The sequence below is a fragment of the Butyricicoccus sp. genome (genome assembly GCF_977037065.1).
Genome location: NZ_CDRQNY010000005.1, coordinates 84573 through 110753 on the forward strand (window position 1 = coordinate 84573; position 26181 = coordinate 110753).

Sequence of the window (26181 nt, forward strand, 5' to 3'; positions counted from 1 at the left end):
CCATGAAGCTGCATGAATTGACGCCTGCCGCAGGCGCTACCAAGCCGGCATACCGTAAGGGCCGCGGCGCTGGTTCCGGCAATGGCAAGACCGCAGGTCGCGGTCACAAGGGCCAGTGGGCCCGTTCCGGCGGCGGTGTCCGTCCGGGCTTTGAAGGCGGCCAGATGCCTCTGGCACGTCGTCTGCCGAAGCGTGGTTTCCACAACATTTTCGGCACCACTTACGCACCGGTCAATGTTTCCGCACTGGAGAAGTTTGAAGACGGCGCTGAGGTAACTGCAGAGATCCTCTGCAATGCCGGCATCGTTAAGAATGCTCTCGACGGCATCAAGATCCTCGGCACCGGCACGCTGACCAAGAAGCTGACCGTTAAGGCAGCTGCTTTCTCGGCTTCCGCAAAGGAGAAGATCGAAGCCGCAGGCGGAAAGGCCGAGGTGGTTTAAGGTGTTTCAAACCCTTAAAAACGCCTGGTCTATGCCCGAACTGCGCAAGAAGATGCTGTACACTCTGTTCATCATCCTGATCTTCCGCTTTGGTTCGTGCATTCCGGTTCCGTTTATTGATACCGCGCTCCTGTCTCAGTACTTTGAGCAGGCATCGGTGAACGGTTCGATGCTTGGTTATCTGGATATGTTCACCGGCGGTGGTCTGTCTCGTGCGACCATCTTCGCAATGTCCATCACCCCGTATATCAACGCATCCATTATCCTTCAGCTGCTGACTGTTGCCATCCCCGCTCTTGAGCGCATGGTAAAGGACGGCGGCGAGGAAGGCCGTGAGAAGATCGCAAGCTGGACCCGTTACCTCGGCGTTCTGCTCGGTCTGCTCCAGGGCCTGTCCTACTACGCACTGCTCCGCAACGGTTTCGGCGGCAAGACTATGCTGTCTAACACCGGCGCGCTTGCAGCCGTAACCATTATTGTAACTTTCACCGCAGGCACCGCGCTGATCATGTGGATGGGCGAGCATATCACCCAGAAGGGTATCGGCAACGGCATTTCGATCATCCTGTTCGCAGGTATCGTTTCCCGCGGTCCGTCGCTCATGCGTACGCTGGCTAACCTGTTCCAGACCGGCACGAGCGGCATCGTTTCCGGCATTGTAATGATTATCGTCGGTCTTGCGATCGTTGTATTCATCGTTTATATGTCGAACGCAGAGCGCCGCATCCCGGTTCAGTACGCAAAGCGCGTAGTTGGCCGCAAGATGTACGGCGGTCAGTCCACCCACCTGCCGATCAAGGTCAATGCGTCCGGCGTTATGCCGATCATCTTCGCATCGTCCATCCTGTCCCTGCCGCAGACCATTTCGATGTTCTGGCACCCGGAGAGCGGCTCGGTTGGTGCGCATATTCTTAACCTGTTCTCTCAGACCAGCGTGTTCTACATTGTACTGTACGCACTGCTGATCCTCGCATTTGCATACTTCTATGCATCCATCCAGTTCAACCCGATCGAGATCGCCAACAACCTGAAGAAGAACGGCGGCTTCATCCCGGGCTTCCGTCCCGGCAAGCCGACCAGCGACTTCATCACCAAGGCACTCGGCAAGGTCACCTTCGTTGGTGCGCTGTTCCTCGCTGTTGTAGCACTGCTCCCGCTGATCGTAGGCGCAGTAAACTCCAGCCTGAGAAACGTAGCACTGGGCGGCACCTCGGTTATCATCGTAGTAGGCGTTGCGCTTGATACGGTGAAGCAGATGGAAGCACAGATGCTGATGCGTCATCATAAGGGATTCCTGGAATAATTCTGGAGGCTGTGTTCAAATGAATTTAATTCTGCTGGGCGCTCCGGGCGCCGGTAAGGGCACGCTTGCTTCTTACCTGATCGAGCAGATGGGTGTACCGAGCATTTCCACCGGTAACATCCTGCGCGAAGCGATTAAGAACAATACTCCGCTCGGCCAGTCCGCTAAGGAGTATATGGATGCCGGCAAGCTGGTACCCGATGAAGTGGTTATCGGCATGCTGAAGGAGCGTATCGCTAAGCGCGACTGCAAGAGCGGTTTCATCCTCGATGGTTTTCCGCGTACGATTCCGCAGGCGGAAGCACTCGACGAGATTGCTCACATCGACTGCGCTCTGTCCCTTGAGGTTGCAGACGACGTCATCGAAAAGCGCATGACCGGCCGCCGTGTCTGCCTGCGCTGCGGTGCAACCTATCACGTTGAGGCAAATCCGCCGCGCGTGAAGGACGTTTGCGACATCTGCGGCGATAAGCTGGTCATCCGCAGCGATGATCAGGCTGAGGTCGTTCGTCATCGTCTTGAAACCTACCATGAGCAGACTGAGCCGCTCAAGGGCTACTATGAAGCCCAGGGCAAGCTCAAGAGCATCGATGGTGCTCAGGGCATCACCGCTACTGAAAAGTTTGCAGTAGAGGCGCTGGGTCTGTAATATGATTCATATCAAGACGGAAAAAGAGCTTGAAAAAATGCGTGTTGCCGGTCGCCTTACCGCTATTGCGCGTAAGGCGGCGGCAGACGCCGTAAAGCCGGGTGTTACCACCTGGGAGATCGACCGCATCGTCCGCAAGACGATTGAGGATGCCGGCGCCAAGCCGTCCTTCCTCGGCTACGGCGGTTTCCCGGGCAGCGCCTGCGTATCGCTGAATGACCAGGTCATCCACGGTATTCCTTCCAAGCACGCAGTTGTCAAGGAAGGCGATATCGTTAAGGTTGACGTTGGTGCGTACATCGGCGGTTTCCACGGCGACTGCGCCTGCACCGTTCCGTGCGGTGAGGTAAGCGAAGAGGCAAAAAAGCTGATCGCTGTAACACGTCAGAGCTTCTTTGAAGGCATTAAATTTGCCCGTGAGGGCTACCGCGTATCGGATATCGGCGCAGCCGTTCAGGCTTACGTCGAGGCCAACGGCTTTTCTGTCGTGCGCGACTACGTCGGTCACGGCGTAGGCGCTGCGCTGCACGAGAGCCCGGAGGTTCCGAACTACGGCAAACCGGGCCACGGCATTCGCCTGCAGCGCGGTATGGTCATCGCGGTAGAGCCGATGGTCAATGTGGGTGTTTACACGGTCAAGGTCCTGCCGGATGGCTGGACGGTTAAGACCAGGGACGGCAAGCTGTCCGCTCACTACGAAAACACCATCGCTATTACGGATGGAGAGCCGGAGATTCTTACGAATATCGACGGCGAAGTGCTGTAATGGCAGAGATTCGTACCGCCGACATTGTGCTGTCGCTGACCGGAAGGGACAGAGGACAGCTGATGCTGGTCGTCGCAGAGGAGGGGGATTTTCTTCTGCTGGCGAACGGACGTGCGCGCCGGGCCGAAAACCCGAAGCGCAAGCGCCGCAAGCATGTGAGCCTGCAGGGCCCATGCGACGAGCGCACACGGCTTAAGCTGCAAAGCGAAAGCCGGCTGACAAACAGCGAGATCCGCAAGGCGCTCGCCCTCTGGACAGGGGACGAGAACGCAAATTGACCGAGGAGGATAAACCACAATGGCAAAAGATGATGTGATTGAGCTCGAGGGTACCGTCGTAGAGGCGCTGCCCAATGCAATGTTTCAGGTAGAGCTTCCCAACGGCCATAAGATTCTGGCGCATATCTCGGGCAAGCTCCGCATGAACTTTATCCGCATTCTTCCCGGCGACAAGGTCACCGTTCAGATGTCGCCTTACGACCTGACCCGCGGTCGTATCACTTGGCGTTCCAAGTAAGATAAAAAGCGGGCGGAGGTACGCATGTGACCTGCGCGCCAGTGGTCGCCGGACAGGTTTCCGGTGTCCCATCCCACCAAAAATTTGATGGAGGTAAAATAACATGAAGGTAAGACCGTCTGTAAAGCCGATCTGCGAGAAGTGCAAGATCATTCGCCGCAAGGGCAAGGTTATGGTTATCTGCCAGAACCCGAAGCACAAGCAGAAGCAGGGCTAAGAGCACCTGACGGTGCTTATAGGGACTTTCAAAAAGTCCCTATATACGAAAATCAGTTCCAGTAGAAACTGATTTTCGATACCGAAATGACGCGATCCAAGATCGCTGAGTCAAGGTATAAAAAGTACGGGCAAAGCTCGCACTTTTTATGGAAACTGCAAGCAGTTTCCGAATAAATGCGCACCCAGGGGTGCGGATCATGGTTTACGCGAGCACGACAAGCACGCACGGCGAGTGCGGCGCTGCAGGAGCGGAGGCGGCTCCTATACTGTGTTTGCAAACACGCCTCAGTGTGTAACTATGGAGGTTATAATAGTATGGCACGTATTGCCGGTGTTGACCTTCCCCGCGAGAAGCGCGTGGAGATCGGCCTGACCTACGTTTTCGGCATTGGCCGCAAAACGTCCAACGAGATCCTTGCTAAGACCGGTATCAATCCGGATACCCGCGTTAAGGACCTGACCGAAGAAGAGGCTGCTAAGCTGCGTGAAGTCATCGAGCGCGACTACAACGTCGAGGGTGACCTGCGCCGTGAGATCGGCCTGAATATCAAGCGTCTGGTTGAGATTGGCTGCTACCGCGGCCTGCGCCATCGCCGCGGCCTGCCGGTTCGCGGTCAGCGCACCAAGACCAATGCTCGTACCCGCAAGGGCCCGAAGAAGACCATTGCGAACAAGAAGAAGTAAGGAGGGGAACGTATAAATGGCTAAGGTACAGAAGAAGGGCGCTGCGACCCGTACTCGTCGTCGTGAGCGCAAGAACATTGAAAAGGGCGCGGCACATATCCGTTCCTCTTTCAACAACACGATCGTTACCATTACCGACCTGAACGGTAACGCTATTTCCTGGGCTTCCTCCGGCGAAATGGGCTTCCGCGGTTCGCGTAAGTCCACTCCGTTCGCTGCTCAGACTGCGGCTGAAACCGCTGCTGCTGCTGCAATGGAGCACGGTCTGAAGACTGTTGAAGTATACGTTAAGGGCCCGGGTTCCGGCCGTGAGGCTGCAATCCGTGCACTGCAGGCCGCTGGCCTCGAGGTTACCATGATCAAGGACGTAACCCCGATCCCGCACAACGGCTGCCGTCCGCCCAAGCGTCGTCGAGTTTAATAGAGGAGGAACCAATAAATGGCTAAGAATACCCAGCCCGTTCTCAAGCGCTGCAAGACGCTTGGTCTTTCCCCTGCGGTACTTGGTTACTCCAAGTCCACGAAGCGTCAGCCCAAGCAGAGCCGCCGCAAGCAGTCCGAGTACGGCATGCAGCTGAACGAAAAGCAGAAGGTAAAATTCATCTACGGCGTACTCGAGAAGCAGTTCCATGCTTACTACGAGAAGGCTGAGCGCAAGCAGGGCATCACCGGTGAGATCCTGCTGCAGGAGCTCGAGCGCCGTCTGGACAACGTAGTTTTCCGCATGGGCTTTGCTAACACCCGCCGTGAGGCTCGTCAGCTGGTTAACCATGCACACTTCACCGTAAACGGCAAGCGCGTTAACATTCCGTCTTACCAGGTTAAGCCGGGCGACGTAGTTGCAGTTTCCGAGAAGTCCCGTTCTACCACCAAGTTCAAGTCTCTGCTGGAAGAGAACGGCAAGAAGGCTTGCCCGAAGTGGATCGAGAAGGCTAACGATTCCTTCGAGGGCAAGATCGTTGCGATGCCTGCACGCGACGACATCGACTATGATGTTGCCGAGCACCTCATCGTCGAGCTGTACTCGAAATAATAGACCCTCGCTTTTGGAACAGGCGCGGCGTCTGCTTCGCCTGTTCTATCTTAAGTTTCCAACCAACGTGAAGGAGGGTACCACATGATCGAAATCGAAAAACCGCGTATTGACTGTGAACAGCTCGCGGAGGACGGTTCCTACGGCAAGTTCGTCGTAGAGCCTCTTGAGCGCGGCTACGGCACCACGCTGGGCAACTCTCTGCGCCGCATCCTGCTGTCGTCTCTGCCTGGCACGGCAGCGTCCAGCATCAAGATCGCTGGTGTGCAGCATGAGTTTTCTACGATTCCGGGCGTTAAGGAAGACGTTACCGAAATCGTGCTGAATGTTAAGGGCATTATTGCCAAGCTGCATTGTGATGGTCCCAAGACGGTCTACATCGAGGCCGCCGGCGAGGGCGAGGTCAAGGCTGGCGATATTCATGCAGACGGCGAGGTTGAGATCCTCAACCCGGATCTGCACATCGCTACCCTGATGAGCGACGCGCGTCTGTCCATGGAGATCACGATGACTTCCGGCCGCGGCTATGTTCCGGCTGAGAAGAACAAGCAGCATCAGACCTCCATCGGCGTCATTCCGGTGGATTCGATCTACACGCCGGTTTATAAGGTAAACTACACGGTTGAAAACACCCGTGTACGCGACCTGACCGACTATGACAAGCTGACGCTCGAGGTATGGACCGATGCAACCATCAACGCACGCGACGCGGTTTCGCTCGGTGCAAAGGTTCTGCGCGACCACCTCGATCTGTTCGTAGACCTGTCCGAGGAAATCGGCTCCAAGTCCACCGTTGTTGAAAAGGCTGAAGCGCAGCACGATAAGGTGCTTGAAATGACCATTGAGGAGCTTGACTTCTCCGTGCGTTCGTTCAACTGCCTCAAGCGCGCAGGCATCAACACGGTTGAGGACCTCATCAACACCTCCGAGGAGGACATGATGAAGGTTCGTAACCTGGGCCGCAAGTCCCTGGAAGAGGTTATCGGCAAGCTGGAGGCAATGGGTCTCCACCTCGCCAAGTCCGAAGAATAATCTGCGTCTTTCCGCCCGCAGCTTCGTCAGAAGCACGATTGCGTACCTTTGTACGCGGCACGCGCTTCTTCCTTGCTGTGAACGAAAATACTTGATTATTTCAAAGAGGAATTACTTGAACTGTTGCGGCGGTACGATTACCGCGCCGCCGCTTTACTTTAATTTGGAGGTAAACTCACATGGCTAACAATCGCAAGCTCGGCCGTGCTACGGATCACCGTATGGCTATGCTGCGTGCGCTGGTAACCTACCTGCTGGAGAACGGCAAGGTTGAGACCACGCTCGCTCGTGCCAAGGAAGTAGGCCCGCTGACTGAGAAGATGATCACCCTGGGCAAGAAGAACACCCTGGCATCCCGCCGTCAGGCTATGGCTTTCGTAACCAAGGAAGCTGTTGTTGCTAAGCTGTTCTCTGAGATCGCTCCGGAGTACGCTAACCGCAACGGTGGCTACACCCGCATCATCAAGACCGGCCCGCGTCGTGGCGACGCAGCTGAAATGGCGATCATCGAGCTGGTTAAGTAAGTTAAATTTTAACTTCTGACGACTCGATCTGTTCCAAAACAGAAAAATGATCCTAAAAAGGTTATCCAGTAGCGTGCTTATTGGATAACCTTTTTCTTTTTGCTTTTTTGCAGCCTGTATGTTACTATGTAGATAAATCGAAAGGCTAAATTCTGTCGAACAGGAAAAGGAGGGCCACAGATGTTTGCAATGCAGATGTTTGATATATTGAGTTTCATCGTCCCCATCATGTTTATTGTCGTATTTGGCATCATCATTTTTTCCATCATACAGGGGATAAGCACATGGCATAAGAACAACAATTCGCCCAGATTGACCGTACCGGCAGTGATCGTTGCAAAGCGGACAGATGTATCACATTACCAGCATGCCAATGCTGGCGACATGAGTGGAGCGCACGGCTTCCACACAACGTCGAGCACGACCTATTATGTCACGTTTCAGGTGGAAAGCGGGGACCGGATGGAGCTCCATGTTTCCGGCTCGGAATACGGCATGCTCGCAGAGGGCGACACCGGCAGACTGACCTTCCAGGGGACGCGGTATCTGTCGTTTGAGCGATAACTTTTATTCGGAAGGGGCTTGCGTACGCCGGAAAATATTCAAATGATCTGTTTGGTGTGGCTGGCACAGAGGAAAATCACCGTGCGCGAGATCAACCTCAAGCGGCAGGAAGGCAGTTCGGTAAAAATCGTGCTGTTTATCGCCATGCCGCGGCATTTCGATACAGCGGATTTCCTGCGGCTGCAGGAGGATATCCCGGGTGTGCAGTCGGTTGAGATATAAACGGAATAGCAAAGCCGTTCGGCAGAAATGCCGAACGGCTTTTGTGCTGATTAAATAATACGATATTGAAATATCAGGATTTATTTGGTATACTGTAACAAACAAATAAAGGGAGGTCCCCGTATGAGAAAGAGAATCCCCGCAATCATCCTGATGTTTGCCCTGTTTCTGACCACATCCTATGCGGCGAACACCTACCGCAAGACGATTACCGTCACGTCCGGCGTCAATGTGGAATTCAACAACGAGGCCATCGACATGACAGACGCCAACGGCAAAGCGGTCGAGGCGTTTATCTACAACGGCACGACCTATGTGCCGATTCGTGCGGTGTCGAATGCGTTCGGCGCGGATATCGGCTACGACCGCAATACGCAGACGATTTCAGTCTATGATGATTTCAACGAAATGGTTACAGTGGCATATAAATTAAATCATAACATGTACTACTGTTTATCTTCGGCTGACCTGTGGCTGGACCACATATTTGCTAATATGTCCTATGATGCATCTGAGGAAATATCTCTGCAGGCTCAATTATTGGAACGTAATGAGCGTATGATAGAGACATTGCGTGAGGACAACGGAAATTGTGGCTACTTAGAAGATTCGTTACTGGGATATTATCAAGACTTTGTTAATCAGTATAACTCCTTGAAATCGGTGTATATTGCCTTTTCTAAAAATCCGCAAAACACTTCTGCACTCTCAAGTATGGTTGCATATAATTCTAAAATGCGTACAGATTTTATTCAGTACGGAAACGACATGGAAGATTTGCTGGATTCGTTTAACTGGCGTGAATTTAAGTAATTGATAGTTGAAATAAATAAAAGGAGATAGAGATTATGTACCTGAAAGCAACCTTACTCACCATTGCAGGCTGGTTTATTGGAATGGTGTTAGATGCAAACATCGACTTCGGCGACCCGATGGGCTTCCTCAGTCTGCGCATCCTGTTTCCCATCCTTGCCATGGGACTGTGCATCCTGCACGAGCTGAGACGCGGCAGCGGCCGCTAACCTGCAAAATTTGCGGCTCACACGCCTAAATTTGTGCATTTTCACGGTAAAAACGGATATTTTTATTGCAAAAACGCTTGCAATGTACGGCAATGCGTGATATACTATCAATGTAAGATGATAAGTAACCGTAAGGAGTGGCCAAGTGCCACTCCTTACGCTTTGCTCGGAGAAAATTTTTCAGTAAGGAGGGACGGCTTTGCAGGCAAAGCAGATCGTAGCCCGCGTAGAGGAACTGGTAAAGCCTTTGTGTGAACAGGCTGGTGTTTCCCTGTGGGATGTGGAGTTTGAAAAAGAGGGCGGACAGTACATGCTGACCGTCACCGTGGATCGACCGGAGGGCGTCAACATTGACCAGTGCGAGCAGGTTTCGCGCGCGCTTGATCCCATGCTGGATGAAAAGGAATTTGACGATATGCCGTCCTATACGCTGTGCGTTTCCTCGGCCGGTATGTCGCGCCGCCTCAAGCGTCCGGAGCATTTCCAGGCGTTCATGGGTCAGACCGTCGAAGTAGGCTTTTACAAGCCGATGAACGGCATGAAGCAGATCGAGGGCACACTCGCCGGCTATGACAACGGTGCCGTAACGCTGGAAGTGAACGGCGAGCAGACCGTATACGAACCCAAAGACATTGCCGCAGTTCGACTGGCGGTAGAGATATAAGAAGGAGCTGAATAGGAAAAAATGGTTAACGCAGAATTTTTTGACGCGCTGGAACAGCTGGAAAAGGAAAAAGGCATTCCGGTAGACTATATGCTCGACCGTGTAGGTCAGGCGCTGATCACCGCCTACAAGCGCGATAACGACGGCATGACCGACAATGTTTACGTTGAGCCGGACCGCGACAAGAAGACCATTCACATGTTTGTCCGCAAGACGGTTGTCAAGGCGGAGGACCTGTACGAGCCGTACGAGGAGATTACTCTTGAGGAGGCTGCCGAGTACAAGAATAACCCGATGGTAGGCGATATCATTGATATCGACATCCCGACCAAGTCCTTCGGCCGCATTGCTGCCCAGACTGCAAAGCAGGTTATCATCCAGGGCATCCGCGAGGCAGAGCGCGGCATGGTTATCTCCGAGTTCGAGAGCAAGGAGCACGAGATCCTCAACGGCGTGGTTGCCCGCATCGATCCGCGCTCCGGCACCGCTTATCTGGATGTTGTTTCCGGCGGTGAGAAGAGCGAGGCTGTTCTGGCCGCTTCCGAGCAGGTGCGCGGTGAGGTTCTGACCGAGGGTCAGCGCCTGAAGGTTTATCTCATCGAGGTCCGCCGCGGCACCCGCGGCCCGCAGGTCGTTGTTTCCCGCACCCATCCGGGTCTGGTTAAGCGTCTGTTTGAGCTGGAGGTGCCGGAGATCCACTCCGGTATCGTCGAGGTCAAGTCCATCGCGCGTGAGGCAGGCAACCGCACCAAGATCGCTGTTGTTTCCCACGATGAGAACGTCGATCCGATCGGCGCATGCGTTGGTACCCGCGGTGCGCGTGTTGCCAATATCACCGGCGAGCTGAACGGCGAGAAGATCGACATCATCAAGTGGAACGAGGATATGGCGCAGTTCGTTTCTGCGGCACTCGCTCCGGCTGATGTTATCAATGCAACCATGCAGGCGGACAACAAGTCCTGCCGCGTCATCGTTCCGGACGATCAGCTGTCGCTTGCTATCGGCAAGGAAGGCCAGAACGCGCGTCTGGCTGCCAAGCTGACCGGCTGCAAGATCGATATCGCTCCTGAGTCTCAGGGCGAATAAGCAAGCGGAGGTGCGGCAGAATATGGTACAGAAGAAGATTCCCATGCGGCAGTGCCTCGGCTGCCGTGAAATGTTCCCGAAACGGGAGCTGATCCGCGTGGTGCGTTCGCCGGAGGGCGAGCTTTCGCTGGATTTCAAGGGCAAGGCACCCGGCCGCGGCGCATATCTGTGCGGCAAGCCGGAATGTCTGAAAAAGGCCCGCAAGAGCCGTGCGATCGAGCGCGCGCTCAGTGTAGAGGTGCCCGAGTCGGTCTATGATCAGCTCGAGCAGCAGATGGAACAGGAGGGTGCAAATGGCAACTGATCCGGTTCTGAGAATGCTCGGTCTGGCACGCCGTGCCGGCAAGCTGGCCTACGGCGACGAGCTGGTGCGCGAGGCGTGCTTTGACCACAAGACCCGCTGTGTATTCATTGCGGGTGACGCAGGCGCAAATGCAGCGAAAAAGGCCGCATTTTACGCCGATAAGGCCAATGTTCCGTGCGTGACGCTGCCGCACGGCAAGCTGGAACTCGGCAGCGCGATCGGCAAGGCAGGCTGCGCGATGTGCGCGGTAGCGGACATCGGTATGGCGGCGGCAGCTGTAAACAAGCTGGCGGAGCAGGATCCTGCATACACCGAAGTGGCGCAGCAGCTTAGCGAAAAAAACGCAAAGATCCAGTCCCGCAGGGGCGTCAAAAAGCATAAGGATAAGGCGGAAAAGACCGAGGAAGCGCCGGTCAAGACCGAAAAATCGGCAGAGGAGAAGCCCAAGCGCACCTACCGCAAGCCGGCCGGCGAGAAGCGCCCGTTCCGCAAGGACGGTGAATACCATCCGTATCGTAAGAACGATGGTGAGAAGCGCCCGTTCCGCAAGGAAGGCGACCGTCCGTATCGCAAGAACGATGGCGAGAAGCGCCCGTACCGTAAGGAAGGCGACCGTCCGTATCGCAAGAACGACGGAGAGAAGCGCCCGTTCCGCAAGGAAGGCGAATACCGTCCGTATTGTAAGAACGATGGTGAGAAGCGTCCGTTCCGCAAGGACGGCGAACGCCGCCCGTACCGTAAAAGCGGTGCCGGCAAGCCGAGCTTCAACAGCGGCAAGCGCAGCTTCCGCAATAAAACGTAATTTCCCGCGCCGCAGCGCGCATTCCAATAGCAAAGCATAGCTTTGCATCAAATGTGCGAGCTTTGCCCGTGCATTTGATACCAGAGCGGAGAAAAGTTTGGACACAGGAGGAACTTTTCGCAGCTTTGGACGTATCCGAACATTGTTCGGTACGTCCTCTCTCGTTCAAAACCGCGGTTTTGAACGAAGTGTGTAAGGAGGTTATTGCCCATGGCATTAGACAATAAATATCGGGTACACGAGGTCGCAAAGGACTTCGGCGTATCCACCAAGGAGATCACTGAAATTCTGACGAAGTATCGCTCTGCACCGAAGAATCACATGCAGGTGCTTGACGATACCGACCTGTCGGTCATTTTCGAGTATCTCACCCAGCATAATCAAGTAAGCGACATGGAAGGTACGCTGAACGCACAGGGTGCATCCCGCAAGAAGCCGGAGCAGTCCAAGGCGGAAACCAAACAGCAGACCGAGTCCAAGAGAGAGGAGCCTATCGTGCAGCAGCAGCCGACACAGAGCAAGGTAAAGCAGGTTCACCGCATTGATACCCGCGGCACCGGCGACGTAAACCTTGCAAAATATGATGATCATGTAGATAAGCTGGTTGACGCAAAGGCCGAGCGAATGGAGTCCAAGGGAAGCAAGAAGCAGAAGCTGACCAAGAAGTCCGACCAGCGCTCCAAGCCGTTCGGCAACAAGCGCCGTCAGGAGGAGCAGGAGAAGATGCGCCGCCTGCAGCGTCAGCAGCAGATGGCAGCACTTAAGAAGATTCCGGTTAAGGTAATGATTCCGGAGGAGATTTCCGTCGGTGAACTGGCTTCTCGTATGAAGCGCACCGCAGCGGATGTTATCAAGGGTCTCATCAAGCTGGGTGTTATGGCGTCCATCTCTGAGGTGATCGACTACGATACCGCAGCCATCGTTGCAGAGGAAATGGGCTGCAAGGTGGAGAAGGAAGTACACGTTACCATCGAGGAGCAGCTGTTCGACGAGCACGAGGACAAGGAAGAGGAGCTGCAGCCGCGCGATCCGGTCGTTGTTGTTATGGGTCACGTTGACCACGGCAAGACCTCTCTGCTCGACGCGATCCGCAAGACCAAGGTCATCGAGGGCGAGGCCGGCGGCATTACCCAGCACATCGGCGCATACCGCGTTGAGGTTGGCGGCAAGCCGATCACCTTCCTCGATACCCCGGGTCACGCTGCGTTTACCTCCATGCGTGCACGCGGTGCGCAGGTAACCGATATCGCCATTCTGGTCGTAGCAGCCGACGACGGCGTTATGCCGCAGACCATCGAGGCGATCAACCACGCCAAGGCAGCAAACGTGCCGATCATCGTTGCCGTAAACAAGATCGACAAGCAGGGTGCAAACCCGGATCGTGTTCTGCAGCAGCTGACCGAGTACGAACTGGTACCGGAGGAATGGGGCGGTCAGACCATCGTCTGCAACATCTCCGCAAAGTTCGGTCAGGGCATTGACAACCTGCTCGAAATGGTACTGCTGACCGCTGAAATGGCTGACCTCAAGGCAAACCCGAACCGCAAGGCGCACGGTACCGTCATCGAGGCAAAGCTGGATAAGGGTCGTGGTCCGGTTGCAACCCTTCTGGTACAGAACGGCACCCTGCATGCAGGCGATACTGTTATCGCGGGTACCGCTGTCGGCCGCGTTCGCGCAATGACCAACGACGACGGCAAGAAGATTGAGTCCGCAGGCCCGTCCGTTCCGGTCGAGATCATCGGTCTGGCTGAGGTTCCGGGTGCAGGCGACATCTTTGACGCCGTAGACGACGAGAAGATGGCTCGTGAACTGGTCGAGCAGCGCAAGGACAAGGAGAAGGAAGAGCGCAACAAGCTGTTCCACAAGGTAACGCTCGATAACCTGTTCGATTCCATCCAGCAGGGCGAGATGAAGGAGCTGAATATCATCGTCAAGGCAGACGTTCAGGGCTCTGTCGAGGCGGTTCGTTCCTCTCTCGAGAAGCTGACCAACGAAGAGGTTCGCGTGCGCGTTATCCACGGTGCCGTTGGCGCCATCAACGAGTCCGACGTTATGCTGGCTGCTGCTTCCGGCGCGATCATTGTTGGCTTTAACGTTCGTCCGGACCGCACCGCTACCGACTCCGCTGCACAGCAGGGCGTTGATATGCGTATGTACCGCGTTATTTATGATGCCATCGAGGAGATGGAGCAGGCCATGAAGGGCATGCTCGAGCCGAAGTTCAAGGAAGTTGTTCTCGGCCACGCAGAGGTTCGTCAGGTGTTCAAAATCACCGGCGCAGGCGCGGTTGCAGGCTGCTATGTACAGGACGGCAAGATTCAGCGTAACGCTGAGGTTCGCGTAGTCCGTGACGGCATCGTATTCCACGAGGGCCACCTGAATACCCTCAAGCGCTTCAAGGACGATGTGAAGGAAGTTGCAACCTCTTATGAGTGCGGCATGAGCATCGAGAACTACAATGATATCAAGGAAGGCGATATCATTGAGTGCTTTGTTATGGAAGAAGTGAAGCGGTAAAGCGCTTCTTCTAAGGGGGACGCTGTCCCCCTTAGATACCGCCAAAGTTCCCGAGGAAACTTTGGCGGATATCCCCCTCGCCTTTGCACGGCAAAGGCGGTTTGGGACACGCGTCCCAAAGCAGTGGTATAAAAGTCCGGCGGAGCTGGACTTTTATGGGGAATTGAATCACGCACTGCGGTGCGTGTGAAAATGCGCGATAGCGCATTTTCCTATACGACCGGAGGGAATGTGCAGAGTGGAAATAGAGAATCATTCTCCATTTTCCATTCTCAATTCTCCATTATTTAACCAATCCTCACGAAGGAGGTTTGATTTGTAAAATGTCTACTCGAATTGATCGTATTTCCGAAGAAGTGATGAAGGCTCTGGCGGAGGCGATGCGCTCTGTCAAGGACCCGCGTGTGCAGGAGGCTATGGTTTCCGTGGTACACTGTGATGTTACCAACGATCTGCGTTATGCGAAGTGCTATATTTCCGTACTCGGCAGTGAGCAGCAGACCAAGGACGTGATGAAGGGCCTGAAGTCCGCTGCAGGCTGGCTGCGCCGCGAGGTTGGCCACAAGGTACAGCTGCGCTATGCGCCGGAGCTGGTATTTGAGCTGGATCAGTCCATCACCCACGGTGCACACATCTCCGAGGTGCTGCACGAGCTGAAAAATGAAGGCAAGCTGGGCGAGGAGGACGCAGAATGATCGTTGACGTTGCTGGCGCTGCTGCTGCGCTGCAGGCAGCGGACGACATTCTCATCCTGACGCACCGCAGACCGGACGGCGACACGGCAGGCTGTGCCGGTGCGCTCTGCCGCGCTCTGCAGCAGATTGGCAAGCGCGCATATATTCTGGAAAATCCGGAGATCACCAGGCGTTATGCGCCGCTGATCGTGCCGTATTATCCGCCGGAGGATTTCGTTCCGGCGTATGTGGTTTCGACCGATATCGCTGAGGAGAAGCTGTTTCCGGACACGGCAGAGCCGTACAAGGGCAAGGTCGATTTGGTCATTGACCATCACGGCTCGAACGACGGCTTCGGCAAAAAAAACCTCATCCGGCCGGATGCAGGCGGCTGTGCCGAGGTGCTGTACGATGTGCTGACGGCGCTCGGCGTTAAGTTCACAGCCGATATTGCAGAGTGCATTTATATCGGTGTTTCGACCGATACGGGCTGCTTTAAGTTCTCGAATACGACCGCGCATTCGCATGCGGTAGCGGCGGCCTGCCTGACTGCCGGTATCGACGGCGGTGAGATCAACCGCGTGCTGTTTGAGACCAAATCGCGTCCGCGGTTTGAGATGGAGCGCATTGTATTTGATACGATGGAGTTCCACGAGAACGGTGCGATCGCGGTTGCCGTGCTCTGGCGCAGGGATATCGACCATGCAGGCGCGGATATGGACGATCTGGACTCGATTGCATCGCTTACGCGTCAGATTGAGGGCGTACAGATCGGCATCACGCTGACCGAGAAGCCGGACGGCACGGTTCGCGTTTCCGTCCGCACCACCAAGGAGATGGACGCGGCTGCTATCTGCAAGAAGGTCGGCGGCGGCGGTCATGTCCGTGCGGCAGGTGCAAGCTTCACCTGCGGCATGGAGGAAGCCAAGGCTGCTATGCTGAAGGCGGCAGAGGAGCAGTTTCATGCAGCAAAGTGACCTGAACGGCATCCTGCTGATGAACAAGCCGCAGGGCTTTACCTCACATGACGTGGTAGCCAAGCTGCGCGGCATTCTGCATACGCGCAGGATCGGTCACGGCGGCACACTCGATCCGATGGCGACCGGTGTTCTGCCGGTATTCGTCGGCGGTGCGACCAAGGCGGCAGATTTTGCCGCAGCGCAGGATAAGGAATACGTTGCCGGGTTCACGCTCGGCTACTGCACGGATACGCAGGATGTAACCGGCGAAATGCTCCAGACCAGCGAACGCTATGCCGCGGAATACGCGGTAAAGCAGATGGTACGGCGCTTTATCGGTCCGCAGCAGCAGGTGCCGCCCATGTACTCGGCGGTCAAGGTGAACGGCCAGAAGCTGTACGACCTCGCCCGCAAGGGCAGGGAAGTGGAGCGTCCGGCACGCGATATCATTGTGCACGAAATGGAGCTGCTGGACTTCGACGAGAATGCCCAGAAGGGCACGCTGCGGTGCAAGGTCAGCAAGGGCACCTATGTCCGCACGCTGGTGAACGACCTTGGCGAAAAGCTGGGCACGCTGGCCGTGCTGCACAGTCTGGAGCGCACCCGTTCGGGCGCGTATGAGCTGGCGCAGTGCCATACCTTTGCCGAGTGCGAGCAGGCAATGGCAGAGGGCACCATGCAGCAGCTTCTGCTGCCGACCGACAGCCTGTTTACCGATAGACCCGCCGTTTCGCTCACCGATGAGGGCGCAGAGCGCATTGCGAGAGGCGCAGTCGTATTTCCGCGCCAGACCGACAGCCTGCCGGAAACCGCAGATACCATCTGCCGTGTGTACCATCAGGATAAATTCCTTATGCTCGGTCAGGTGAGAGAGCTGGATAAGGGCGGTTTGGGTCTGTTTGTATACAAAAACTTCCGATAAGTTTTGCATGCAAACAGAAATGGAGAATTGAAAATGGAAAATGGATAATGAAGGTATCGCGCCTTGCGCGATGATTTAATAAGCGCGAAGCGCCGCATTCATTCTCAATTCTCAATTTTCAATTATCAATTTTTTCAGGGGGATTCCCTTATGATAGAAGTTACAAAGCCGCGTGCCATCGCGCTCGGCTACTTTGACGGCGTGCATCTGGGCCATCGGGCGCTCATGCAGCGTGCGGTCGAGCGTGCCAAGCAAATCGGCGGCACGAGTGCGGTTTTCACGTTTGATGTGCATCCAGATTCGGTTGTCATGGGCCGTCAGGTGCCGCTGCTGACCGCAAATGCATATCGCACCGAGGAGATCAAAAAGCTCGGCGGTGTGGACGAGGTTATTTTCGGCCACTTTGACCATGAAATGCAGCACATGGACTGGCGCGATTTTATCCACAAGCTGCTCATCGGTCGCTTCAATGCGGGCTGGATTATCTCGGGACGCAATAACCGTTTCGGCTATAAGGGGCAGGGCAACGCAGAAGGCATGGCTATCGAGTGCGAAAAGGCCGGCATCGGCTATGACTGCATCGAGGATGTCAAGATTGACGGCATTGTGGTGTCCTCCACTTATATTCGTCAGCTGATTTCGCAGGGCGATATGGAAGGTGCGGCTAAGTTTCTCGGTCATCCGTATACGGTTTCCGGTATTGTGGAGCACGGACGGCGTGTCGGCACAAGCGTGCTGCAGGTGCCGACGGTCAATCTGCGTCTGCCGACCGAAATGGCGATGCCGCCGTACGGCGTGTACGCAACCCGCGTTCTGGTGGACGGACAGAGCTATATCGCAGCGACCAATATCGGTGTAAAGCCGACATTTTTAGACGGCGGTGCACCGACCATCGAGCCGCATCTGCTCGACTTTGCGGGCGATCTGTACGGCAAGATGATCCATGTGGAGCTGCATAAGTTCCTGCGTCCGGAAATGCAGTTTGAATCGGTGGAGGCGCTCAAGACCGCCATCGAGGAAAATGTGCAGCAGACCAGAGAATTTTTCAAAGAGAAATAAGAAAAGGCGGTATCGCTGCATAGCGGTACCGCCTTTCTGTATCTCAGGGAACAATTTGGTTGACAATCAAGGGATCGTTCGGTATCATCAAGGTACAAGAATAAGGATAGAGAATCGGGAGGGAGACAATATGAAGAAATCGGTCAAATGTGCAGTGACAGCGGCGCTGCTCCTTCTGCTTTGTGCGGTTGGGATCTATGGCATATTCTTTGCACCACGGAAGATCGGCTGTGCAGTCGATGATTCGTTTTCGTGGAAGGCGTACAGCTATACGCCGGTGACGAGCAAAACGATTTATAACTATGCGTTCCCGTCCGAAGAAATTACACTTTCTGCGGAAAATCGGGAGACGATCGTGCAGCTGCTTGCAGACAGTAAGGGCAAGCGGCGCTTTCCGGGCAGATGGACACCGTACGGCACGAATATCAGGATTCCGTGCGTCGTTGCAGTGCAAATAGACAGCGCGGAAGCAGATTATATGCTCTTTCTGTGCAGGAATGATTCGGAAGAGTTGCTGCTGCTGAAAACAGAACTACATGGCAAGGACAGATGGTATACGCTGGAGAGTCCGGCGCTTGCGGCGGCTCTGAATACCCTGTATCCGTATGATACCACAGGCAGCACGGTAACGCATACTGTCGGAACAAACTAAAAAAGCTGCGGTTAAACCGCAGCTTTTTTGCCGCAAGGCGGAAAAAAGCCGCCTGATGAATCAGACGGCGATTTTCCCTCAAAGAGCAGGTAAAGAGTAAAGAAAGAAAAAAGAAAAAAAGAGAGCAAATGAAATATAAAAACCAATGTGGTTGTTGGTTATTGTCGATTTGTTGTGTTCCTTAGAACAATTATTATTATAGTCGTTTTAGATAAAAATGCAATAGATTTTTTGTTTAATGTTCCAGAGAAAATGCGAAAGTTTTTGTGCATATATCACAAGAATAACCTCTGTAAATTGTAGGTAAACACAAAGCAAAGGGAAAATAAGCCGAAATCTCAAAAAATCCGGCGGCAGTGGGAACGATTTGCCGCTGCAAAACGTGTTGGTGGTGAAAGGAGGAGAGAGCAATGCAGACAACACTCAGGTCGGACGCATTTCTGCAGCAGGCGATGGACACCTGCGGCGACGCGGTCTACCGCTTAGCTTTGTGCAGACTGAACAGCCGTGCGGACGCAGAGGACGTCTATCAGGAAGTCTTTCTCCGGCTGCTGCGGGACGACACCGATTTCCGCGACACCGAGCATCTGAAAGCATGGCTGCTGCGCGTAACGCTCAGCCGATGCGCCGATCTTCGTCGGTCGGCGTGGTTTAAGCGCACCGCACCGATGGAAGCCGCCGCGGATGCTGCCGCTCCGGAACCGGAAAGCAGCAGCGAGCTGTGGCAGGCGGTACACGCGCTGCCGGACGATCAGCGAATCGCGGTGTGGCTGCACTATGTGGAGGGCTACCGCACAGAGGAAATCGCGGAAATGGTCGGATGCCGTCCGGCAACGGTACGCACGCGGCTGCATCGCGCAAGAAAGCAATTAAAGCTGGATTTGGAGGGATCTTACGATGAAGAACAACTGGAACGAACTGAAGGACATCAAGGCTCCGCAGGAGCTCAAGGAGCGCACACTGGCAGCAGCTCGTGAAGCGCGTAAGCTGACGAACGAACCGCTGCATGCGGTGCCGCGCCATCCGTGGGGAATGGCAAAGCGCCTTCTGGCGGCAGCCTGCGCGTTCGGTATTGTGCTGGGCGGTACGGCGGTTTATCGCACGCATAATGGCACCGCGCAGACCGGCAGTGCAGTCGTAGCGGATGCCATCAGTCACACATTCGGCTTTGCGGCCTATGCGGCGGATACAGGCGAGCTGCGCCAGCCGAAGGACAGCAAGATCGTATTCGATACCGGCAGCGGCGCAGACGATCCGGAAAAGGGTTTTTACTCCGGCTGTCTGTTCAAAGTCACCGGTGAGAATATCAAAACCATATCCGCGACCATCGACAAGGGCGCAGTCTACCGCACGAAAACCGTCAAGGATACATCGGCCGACCGCGACGAGTGGGTGCGCTCGATGCATCAGGGCACGAGCCCCGAACTCGACGGTGCCGACACGGTGATGGTATGGGGCAATGGTCCGGTTGAGGGCGAAGAGCAGATGTACGCCGACCTGTGCTGGAAGCTGGACAACGGCTTCACCGACGAGTACGACCCGGACGCCAGCTACGGTCTGTGGCTGCCCAGCCAGCCGGAAACCACGGACGATGATCTGCAGGATTCGTGGCACAAGGCCGTGGACGGCTTTGAGGGCGCAAAGCTGACCGTCACCATTACCTTCAATGACGGCTCGGCGCAGACCCGCTCGATGACGCTGCACACCGGCAAGCTGGGCGTGGAATACAAGGACGATACGTCCGGTCCGAGTCTTACCGGCGAAGTGCTGACCGATGAGCAGGCTGCAGCGGAAGGCTATATTTATGGCGTCTATGCGGATATTGAGTAATTGAAGATATGTGCCGTTCATCCAAAATCATCAGAAAATTAGCATAGTGCATGAAAATTTCCTCTGAATCTTGTGTTCAGAGGAAACTTTTTTGCGAAAAAATGGGAATAAACCTTGAAAAATACGGTGTTATCGCATAAAATAGAAGAAGTTTAGTTCGTAAATGAGGCGAAAGTATGCTCAACATTGTTTTGGTCGAGCCGGAGATCCCGCAGAACACCGGCAACATTGCCCGCACCTGTGCGGCGACAGGCTGTGTGCTGCATCTGGTCGAGCCGCTCGGCTTTGCTATCGATGATAAGCGCATGAAGCGGGCCGGTCTGGACTACTGGCACCTGCTCGATGTGCGTATGTATAAAAATCTGGATGAATTTTTTGAGAAAAATCCGGACGGCCGCTACTTCTATGCGACAACAAAGGCGCCGCACGCCTATCATGAGGTGGAATACCGCGACGGCGACTACCTGCTGTTCGGCAAAGAGACCCGCGGTCTGCCGGAAGCGCTGCTCATCGAGCACCCGGAACGCTGCGTTCGCATTCCCATGAGAGAGGGCGCGCGCAGCCTTAATCTGTCTAACTCGGTCGCTGTTATCGTGTTTGAGGCACTGCGGCAGACCGGCTTTGAAAATCTGAGACTTGCGGGACCGTTCCCACAGGCATAAAGGAGTAAAGAATGGAAAAGATTCATATTTTGACCGATTCCTCATCGGATATTCCGCACGATCTGGTAGAGGCGCACGGCATTGAGATCGTTCCGATCATGCTGACGCATGAGGGACGCAGCTTCCGCGAATATTACGACATCACATCCGAGGACTACTGCAGGCTGCTCGAGACCAGCAGCGAGATTCCCGGCACGGCCATGACTACGCCGACCGTATTCCTCGAGTCCTACAACCGTGCGTTCGAGCGCGGCTGTACGCATCTGCTGGCAGTGCTCATCAACGGCGGCGGCTCGGGTACCTATCAGGCGGCCTGCCTTGCGAAATCCATGTTCGAGGAGGAGCAGGGTGAGGGTAAAATGACCATCGAGGTCATCGACTCCAAGACCTACACCTATATTTACGGACACATTGTTGTCAAGGCTGCCGAAATGCGCGAGCAGGGCGAGAGCTTTGACGCGATCGTCAGCGTGGTAAAAAGCCGTCTTAACCGCGTGGAAGCCTACCTCGGTGTGTACAGCCTCAAGTTCCTCAAGAAGTCCGGCCGTATTTCGGGCGGCGCGGCCTTCGTGGGTGAGGCGCTCGGTCTCAAGCCCATCAGCCATGTGTATGACGGTGCGGTAAAGGTGTGTGACAAGGTGCGCGGTGAGAAGGCACTCGTTGCCGGAATGAGCAAAAAAGTCTCCGCCCGTGTGGTGCAGCCGGATAAGCAGACGGCTATCCTGCTCTACGGCGACGTACCCGCCGAGCGTCTGGATGAAATGGAAAAGCGTCTGCGTACCGAAATTGGATTCCGCGATGTGGAACGCGTAGCGATCGGTCCCTCGGTTCTGACAAATACTGGTCCGCTGGCGATGGCTGTAGCGTATTATGGAACGCCGCGGGATTGATGCAAAAATTGTGAATGTTGTTTAATATTTCGCAACTTTTTGGCGAAAAACGCAAAAATCCTCTAAAAGCGAGTTGGAATGTGATGATTTTCACAATTTTGCTTGCGAATGACACGAATTACGAGTATAATTCTGTATTGGAAACGGAATTATTTAAGTAATAAGTTCGTGCTTTTGTTCCTTATCGTAACTTTATAATACATCTTAAAGGAGAGGGATATTTATGCAGTATAACAAGAAGAGCGTTGAGGATATCGACGTATCCGGCAAGAAGGTAATTGCCCGCTGCGATTTTAACGTACCGCAGGACGAGAACGGCAACATCACCGACGACAAGCGCATCCGTGCTTCGCTGGAGACCATCAACTACCTGCTGGATCACAACGCTGCTGTAATCCTGTGCTCGCACCTCGGCCGTCCGAAGGGCGAAGTCAACATGAAGTATTCGCTGGCTCCGGTCGCTAAGCGCCTGAGCGAGCTGCTTGGCAAGGAAGTCAAGCTGGCAAAGGACGTTGTAGGCGAGGACGCTAAGAAGCTGGCCGCTGAGGTTAAGCCGGGCGAGGTCGTTCTGCTTGAGAATGTTCGCTTTGAAAAGGGCGAGACCAAGAACGACGCTGCACTGGCAAAGGCTATGGCTGACATGGCTGACATTTACGTCAACGACGCATTCGGCACCGCACACCGTGCACACGCTTCCACCGCAGGCATCGCAGATTACCTGCCGGCTGTATGCGGCTTCCTGATCAAGAAGGAAATCTCTATCATGGGCAAGGCCCTGAGCGATCCGGCTCGTCCGTTCGTTGCAATCCTGGGCGGCGCTAAGGTTTCCGACAAGATCGGCGTTATCGAAAACCTGATCGACAAGTGCGACACCATCATCATCGGCGGCGGCATGGCCTACACCTTCTCCAAGGCACAGGGCGGCGAGATCGGCACCTCTCTCTGCGAGGAAGACAAGATCGAGCTGGCACTCGGCCTGCTCAAGAAGGCTGCTGACAAGGGCGTTAAGCTGCTCCTGCCGGTTGACACCGTTTGTGCAGATCACTTCGGCGCAGATGCTGCTCCGGTCGTATACGAGGCTGGCAAGATCCCGGCTGACATGATGGGCATGGACATCGGCCCGAAGACCGTAGAGCTGTTCTCTGAGGCTGTCAAGGACGCAGGCACCGTTGTTTGGAACGGTCCGATGGGCGTATTCGAGTTTGACACCTTCGCAGTCGGCACCAAGGCTGTTGCCAAGGCAATCGCTGAGAGCAAGGCTGTTTCCATCATCGGTGGCGGCGACTCCGCAGCTGCTGTTGAGAAGCTGGGCTTTGCTGACAAGATGACCCACATTTCTACCGGCGGCGGCGCTTCTCTGGAGTTCCTCGAGGGTCTGGAGCTGCCGGGCATCGCATGCCTGCAGGACAAGTAAGTCCATTAGGAACGCTTTATATCGGAGCGCGTTCTGTTGAGCGCTCCGTATAAATACATAAAGATTTAAGACGGAAAAGTCCGTCCGAATGTTTGAAAGGGGTAAAACCAACATGAATCGCAGATATCGTAAGACCATTATCGCCGGCAACTGGAAGATGAACAAGACTCCGGCAGAGGCTAAGGCTCTGATCGAAGAGATGAAGCCGCTCCTGTCCAAGACCAAGTGGTGCGAGATGGTTCTTTGCGTACCGTTTACCGATATTCAGGCTGCTGTAAAGGCTGCTAAGGGCTCCAAGATTGCAATTGGCGCTGAGAACATGCACTTCGAGAAGTCCGGCGCGTTCACCGGCGAGATCTCCGCTGACATGCTCAAGGAGCTGGGCGTTAAGTACGTTATCATCGGCCACTCCGAGCGCCGTCAGTACTTCAACGAGACCGACGAGGCTTGCGGCAAGAAGGTTCAGGTCGCTCTCGAGAACGGTCTGCGCCCGATCCTGTGCGTAGGCGAGTCTCTGACCGAGCGCGAGCAGGACGTTACCATGGAAGTTATCCGCAAGCAGATCAAGATCGCTCTGCAGAACGTAGCTGTTGAGGATATTAAGAAGGTTGTCATCGCTTACGAGCCGATCTGGGCAATCGGTACCGGCAAGACCGCTACCGCAGAGCAGGCTAACGAGGTTTGCTCCGCTATCCGTGACTGCCTGCGCGAGAAGTACGGCGCACGCGCTGCACGCGGCATCACCATCCAGTACGGCGGTTCTATGAACGCGAAGAACGCTTCCGAGCTGCTGGCTCAGCCGGACGTTGACGGCGGCCTGATCGGCGGTGCCTCCCTGAAGAGCGCTGACTTCGCTACCATCGTAGAAGCAGCTAACCAGTAAGATAAGGATACGGGAAAGGGAAACGCTCCCTCACCGTTTTGCGGAGGGGGACATGGTGCATATCGTGTCCCCTTTTATTCTCTTATCGTTCGCTTCTGTAAAGGAGTTTTATCAGTATGAAAAAAACCACTATGCCGGGCATGCCGGAGGTAGAGGTAGTCGAGATCAAGACTTCCGCACCGGTTAATGTTCTGGCAGATCCGGCTCCTGCAAAAAAGCCGGCGGCAAAGCGTACTCGCAAGACCGCTGCTAAGACTGCCGAGGAGAAAAAGCCGGCAGCAAAGCGCGGCCGCAAGCCCAAGGCAGCCACCGCTGCTGCCAAGAAGGCAGAGGGCCCGAAGAAGCCGACCGCTCTGATCATCATGGACGGCTTCGGTCACCGCGAGGAGACCAAGGGCAACGCCATCGAGGCTGCTAAAAAGCCGAATCTCGATAAGATTTTCGCAGAGAACCCGCTCACCTATATCGGCGCATCCGGTCTGGACGTTGGTCTGCCGGACGGCCAGATGGGCAACTCCGAGGTTGGCCACACCAACATCGGTGCAGGCCGCATTGTATATCAGGAGCTGACCCGCATCACCAAGGCCATCCAGGACGGCGATTTCTTCGAGAATCCGGCTCTGATGAGCGCTATCAACCAGTGCAAGTGGTTCGATTCCACCCTGCACATTTTCGGTCTGCTGTCTGACGGCGGTGTGCATTCCCACATTGACCACATGTTTGCGCTGCTTGAGCTGGCACGCCGCAATGGTCTGCGCAAGGTTTGCTTCCACTGCTTCATGGACGGCCGCGACACGCCGCCGCAGTCCGGTATCGAGTATATCGACCGCCTGCAGGCCAAGATCGACGCTGTCGAGGTCGGCTGCATCGCAACCGTATCCGGCCGTTACTACGCAATGGATCGTGATAACCGCTGGGATCGCGTACAGAAGGCGTACAACGCTATCGCACTCGGCGAAGGCGAGCACGCTGCTACCGCACACGAGGCTATGGAGCAGTCCTACGCAAACGGCGTAACCGACGAGTTCGTTGTTCCGGTTATCGTTACCGAGGGCGCGACCGTCAAGGACGACGACGCGATCATCTTCGCAAACTTCCGTCCCGACCGTGCGCGTGAGATCACCCGTGCATTCGTTGATCCGGAATTCACCGGCTTTGAGCGCGTACAGCCTAAGATCCACTACGTCTGCATGACGCAGTACGATGCTACTATTCCGGGCGTGGAAATCGCCTTCAAGCCGCAGAGCCTGAAGAACACGTTCGGTGAATATATCTCCGATCTGGGTATGACCCAGCTCCGCATTGCCGAGACCGAGAAGTACGCACACGTTACGTTCTTCTTCAACGGCGGCGTTGAGAAGGAGTACCCGGGCGAGGATCGTGCTCTGATCCCGTCCCCGAAGGTTGCAACCTATGATCTCCAGCCGGAGATGAGCGAGCCTGCCGTTACCGAGGAGTGCGTAAAGCGCATCCTGTCCGGCAAGTACGACGTTGTTATCCTCAACTTCGCAAACTGCGATATGGTCGGTCACACCGGCGTATTCGAGGCTGCCGTAAAGGCGATTGAGGCTACCGATGACGGTGTAGGCAAGGTCGTTGACGCCATCCTCAAGATGGGCGGCCAGTGCCTGATCACTGCCGACCACGGCAACGTCGATCAGATGCTCGATGCCGATGGTGTTACTCCGTTCACCGCACACTCCATTAACCCGGTGCCGCTTGTAATGGTCGGTCACGAGGGCAAGCTGGCAGAAGGCGGCGTACTGGCTGATCTGGCTCCCACCATGCTGGATATGATGGGCATTCCGCAGCCTGCAGAGATGACGGGCCACTCGCTGCTTATTAAGTAAGTCTCCAAGGGGGACGCTGTCCCCCTTAGATAC

At 55.1% G+C, this 26181-nt stretch carries 33 protein-coding genes; all 33 read left to right on the forward strand.

Annotation, left to right across the window (positions count from 1 at the left end; all coding sequences use genetic code 11):
* Positions 1 to 2 precede the first annotated feature (2 nt).
* A complete protein-coding gene (rplO, locus tag ACWVX6_RS03390; RefSeq protein WP_110435392.1) occupies positions 3 to 443 on the forward strand; it encodes a 50S ribosomal protein L15 in 441 nt (146 codons plus the stop codon).
* Position 444: 1 nt separating this feature from the next.
* Positions 445 to 1746 (forward strand): preprotein translocase subunit SecY, encoded by a 1302-nt coding sequence (secY, locus tag ACWVX6_RS03395; RefSeq protein ID WP_455152363.1) that lies wholly within the window; start codon positions 445 to 447, stop codon positions 1744 to 1746.
* A gap of 19 nt (positions 1747 to 1765) precedes the next feature.
* Entirely contained in the window at positions 1766 to 2395 is a 630-nt protein-coding gene (locus ACWVX6_RS03400) for an adenylate kinase (RefSeq protein ID WP_110435390.1), read from the forward strand.
* Position 2396: 1 nt separating this feature from the next.
* Positions 2397 to 3161, forward strand: a complete 765-nt coding sequence (gene map, locus ACWVX6_RS03405; protein WP_110435389.1) for a type I methionyl aminopeptidase — start codon at positions 2397 to 2399, stop codon at positions 3159 to 3161.
* Positions 3161 to 3439 carry a KOW domain-containing RNA-binding protein gene (locus ACWVX6_RS03410; RefSeq protein ID WP_110435388.1) on the forward strand — a complete coding sequence of 93 codons (279 nt, stop codon included), beginning with the start codon at positions 3161 to 3163 and terminating at the stop codon, positions 3437 to 3439. Before map ends, ACWVX6_RS03410 begins: the two co-directional genes overlap by 1 nt.
* 19 nt (positions 3440 to 3458) lie before the next feature.
* The gene (gene infA / locus ACWVX6_RS03415; protein WP_110435387.1) at positions 3459 to 3677 is read left to right on the forward strand and encodes a translation initiation factor IF-1; all 219 of its coding nucleotides are present in this window, start codon (positions 3459 to 3461) and stop codon (positions 3675 to 3677) included.
* A gap of 103 nt (positions 3678 to 3780) precedes the next feature.
* Positions 3781 to 3894, forward strand: coding sequence for a 50S ribosomal protein L36 (rpmJ, locus tag ACWVX6_RS03420; protein WP_031472205.1), 114 nt, complete (start codon positions 3781 to 3783; stop codon positions 3892 to 3894).
* Between the two features lie 317 nt (positions 3895 to 4211).
* Entirely contained in the window at positions 4212 to 4580 is a 369-nt protein-coding gene (rpsM, locus tag ACWVX6_RS03425) for a 30S ribosomal protein S13 (RefSeq protein WP_031472203.1), read from the forward strand.
* A gap of 16 nt (positions 4581 to 4596) precedes the next feature.
* The gene (gene rpsK / locus ACWVX6_RS03430) at positions 4597 to 5001 is read left to right on the forward strand and encodes a 30S ribosomal protein S11 (protein WP_031472201.1); all 405 of its coding nucleotides are present in this window, start codon (positions 4597 to 4599) and stop codon (positions 4999 to 5001) included.
* Positions 5002 to 5019: 18 nt separating this feature from the next.
* Positions 5020 to 5613: a 30S ribosomal protein S4 gene (rpsD, locus tag ACWVX6_RS03435; protein WP_110435386.1), complete on the forward strand. Its 594-nt coding sequence runs from the start codon at positions 5020 to 5022 to the stop codon at positions 5611 to 5613.
* Between the two features lie 84 nt (positions 5614 to 5697).
* Positions 5698 to 6645, forward strand: a complete 948-nt coding sequence (locus tag ACWVX6_RS03440) for a DNA-directed RNA polymerase subunit alpha (RefSeq protein WP_110435385.1) — start codon at positions 5698 to 5700, stop codon at positions 6643 to 6645.
* A gap of 179 nt (positions 6646 to 6824) precedes the next feature.
* Positions 6825 to 7169 (forward strand): 50S ribosomal protein L17, encoded by a 345-nt coding sequence (rplQ, locus tag ACWVX6_RS03445; protein ID WP_110435384.1) that lies wholly within the window; start codon positions 6825 to 6827, stop codon positions 7167 to 7169.
* Positions 7170 to 7349: 180 nt separating this feature from the next.
* On the forward strand, positions 7350 to 7733 hold the full coding sequence (locus ACWVX6_RS03450; protein WP_455152364.1) for a DUF2500 domain-containing protein: 384 nt from the start codon (positions 7350 to 7352) through the stop codon (positions 7731 to 7733).
* Between the two features lie 42 nt (positions 7734 to 7775).
* Complete coding sequence (locus ACWVX6_RS03455; RefSeq protein ID WP_455152365.1) at positions 7776 to 7955, forward strand: hypothetical protein; 180 nt, start codon at positions 7776 to 7778, stop codon at positions 7953 to 7955.
* A 123-nt stretch (positions 7956 to 8078) separates the two neighbouring features.
* Positions 8079 to 8768 (forward strand): stalk domain-containing protein, encoded by a 690-nt coding sequence (locus ACWVX6_RS03460; RefSeq protein WP_455152366.1) that lies wholly within the window; start codon positions 8079 to 8081, stop codon positions 8766 to 8768.
* Between the two features lie 35 nt (positions 8769 to 8803).
* The gene (locus ACWVX6_RS03465; protein ID WP_455152367.1) at positions 8804 to 8977 is read left to right on the forward strand and encodes a hypothetical protein; all 174 of its coding nucleotides are present in this window, start codon (positions 8804 to 8806) and stop codon (positions 8975 to 8977) included.
* 199 nt (positions 8978 to 9176) lie between these two features.
* Complete coding sequence (locus tag ACWVX6_RS03470; protein ID WP_192924391.1) at positions 9177 to 9641, forward strand: ribosome maturation factor RimP; 465 nt, start codon at positions 9177 to 9179, stop codon at positions 9639 to 9641.
* A 21-nt stretch (positions 9642 to 9662) separates the two neighbouring features.
* Positions 9663 to 10727: a transcription termination factor NusA gene (gene nusA, locus ACWVX6_RS03475; protein ID WP_110435381.1), complete on the forward strand. Its 1065-nt coding sequence runs from the start codon at positions 9663 to 9665 to the stop codon at positions 10725 to 10727.
* 22 nt (positions 10728 to 10749) lie between these two features.
* Positions 10750 to 11031, forward strand: a complete 282-nt coding sequence (gene rnpM / locus ACWVX6_RS03480; RefSeq protein ID WP_117489855.1) for an RNase P modulator RnpM — start codon at positions 10750 to 10752, stop codon at positions 11029 to 11031.
* Complete coding sequence (locus ACWVX6_RS03485; protein ID WP_455152368.1) at positions 11021 to 11833, forward strand: L7Ae/L30e/S12e/Gadd45 family ribosomal protein; 813 nt, start codon at positions 11021 to 11023, stop codon at positions 11831 to 11833. The genes rnpM and ACWVX6_RS03485 overlap by 11 nt, the downstream gene beginning before the upstream one ends.
* A gap of 210 nt (positions 11834 to 12043) precedes the next feature.
* Positions 12044 to 14353: a translation initiation factor IF-2 gene (gene infB / locus ACWVX6_RS03490; protein WP_455152369.1), complete on the forward strand. Its 2310-nt coding sequence runs from the start codon at positions 12044 to 12046 to the stop codon at positions 14351 to 14353.
* Between the two features lie 323 nt (positions 14354 to 14676).
* Positions 14677 to 15048: a 30S ribosome-binding factor RbfA gene (gene rbfA, locus ACWVX6_RS03495; protein ID WP_110435377.1), complete on the forward strand. Its 372-nt coding sequence runs from the start codon at positions 14677 to 14679 to the stop codon at positions 15046 to 15048.
* Entirely contained in the window at positions 15045 to 16004 is a 960-nt protein-coding gene (locus ACWVX6_RS03500) for a DHH family phosphoesterase (RefSeq protein ID WP_455152370.1), read from the forward strand. Before rbfA ends, ACWVX6_RS03500 begins: the two co-directional genes overlap by 4 nt.
* Positions 15991 to 16908: a tRNA pseudouridine(55) synthase TruB gene (gene truB / locus ACWVX6_RS03505; RefSeq protein ID WP_117751079.1), complete on the forward strand. Its 918-nt coding sequence runs from the start codon at positions 15991 to 15993 to the stop codon at positions 16906 to 16908. Before ACWVX6_RS03500 ends, truB begins: the two co-directional genes overlap by 14 nt.
* Positions 16909 to 17058: 150 nt before the next feature.
* Entirely contained in the window at positions 17059 to 17967 is a 909-nt protein-coding gene (gene ribF / locus ACWVX6_RS03510; RefSeq protein ID WP_110435374.1) for a riboflavin biosynthesis protein RibF, read from the forward strand.
* A gap of 130 nt (positions 17968 to 18097) precedes the next feature.
* Entirely contained in the window at positions 18098 to 18619 is a 522-nt protein-coding gene (locus ACWVX6_RS03515; RefSeq protein ID WP_118760795.1) for a hypothetical protein, read from the forward strand.
* A gap of 410 nt (positions 18620 to 19029) precedes the next feature.
* Positions 19030 to 19596, forward strand: a complete 567-nt coding sequence (locus ACWVX6_RS03520) for an RNA polymerase sigma factor (protein WP_116704731.1) — start codon at positions 19030 to 19032, stop codon at positions 19594 to 19596.
* Positions 19517 to 20449, forward strand: a complete 933-nt coding sequence (locus ACWVX6_RS03525) for a hypothetical protein (protein WP_455152371.1) — start codon at positions 19517 to 19519, stop codon at positions 20447 to 20449. The genes ACWVX6_RS03520 and ACWVX6_RS03525 overlap by 80 nt, the downstream gene beginning before the upstream one ends.
* Before the next feature lie 176 nt (positions 20450 to 20625).
* Positions 20626 to 21111, forward strand: a complete 486-nt coding sequence (gene trmL / locus ACWVX6_RS03530) for a tRNA (uridine(34)/cytosine(34)/5-carboxymethylaminomethyluridine(34)-2'-O)-methyltransferase TrmL (protein ID WP_455152372.1) — start codon at positions 20626 to 20628, stop codon at positions 21109 to 21111.
* A gap of 11 nt (positions 21112 to 21122) precedes the next feature.
* Positions 21123 to 22001 carry a DegV family protein gene (locus ACWVX6_RS03535; protein ID WP_116704728.1) on the forward strand — a complete coding sequence of 293 codons (879 nt, stop codon included), beginning with the start codon at positions 21123 to 21125 and terminating at the stop codon, positions 21999 to 22001.
* A 223-nt stretch (positions 22002 to 22224) separates the two neighbouring features.
* Complete coding sequence (locus tag ACWVX6_RS03540; RefSeq protein ID WP_110435368.1) at positions 22225 to 23415, forward strand: phosphoglycerate kinase; 1191 nt, start codon at positions 22225 to 22227, stop codon at positions 23413 to 23415.
* Between the two features lie 112 nt (positions 23416 to 23527).
* A complete protein-coding gene (gene tpiA, locus ACWVX6_RS03545; protein WP_110435367.1) occupies positions 23528 to 24298 on the forward strand; it encodes a triose-phosphate isomerase in 771 nt (256 codons plus the stop codon).
* Positions 24299 to 24414: 116 nt separating this feature from the next.
* The gene (gene gpmI, locus ACWVX6_RS03550; RefSeq protein ID WP_455152373.1) at positions 24415 to 26148 is read left to right on the forward strand and encodes a 2,3-bisphosphoglycerate-independent phosphoglycerate mutase; all 1734 of its coding nucleotides are present in this window, start codon (positions 24415 to 24417) and stop codon (positions 26146 to 26148) included.
* The last annotated feature ends 33 nt before the right edge of the window (positions 26149 to 26181 follow it).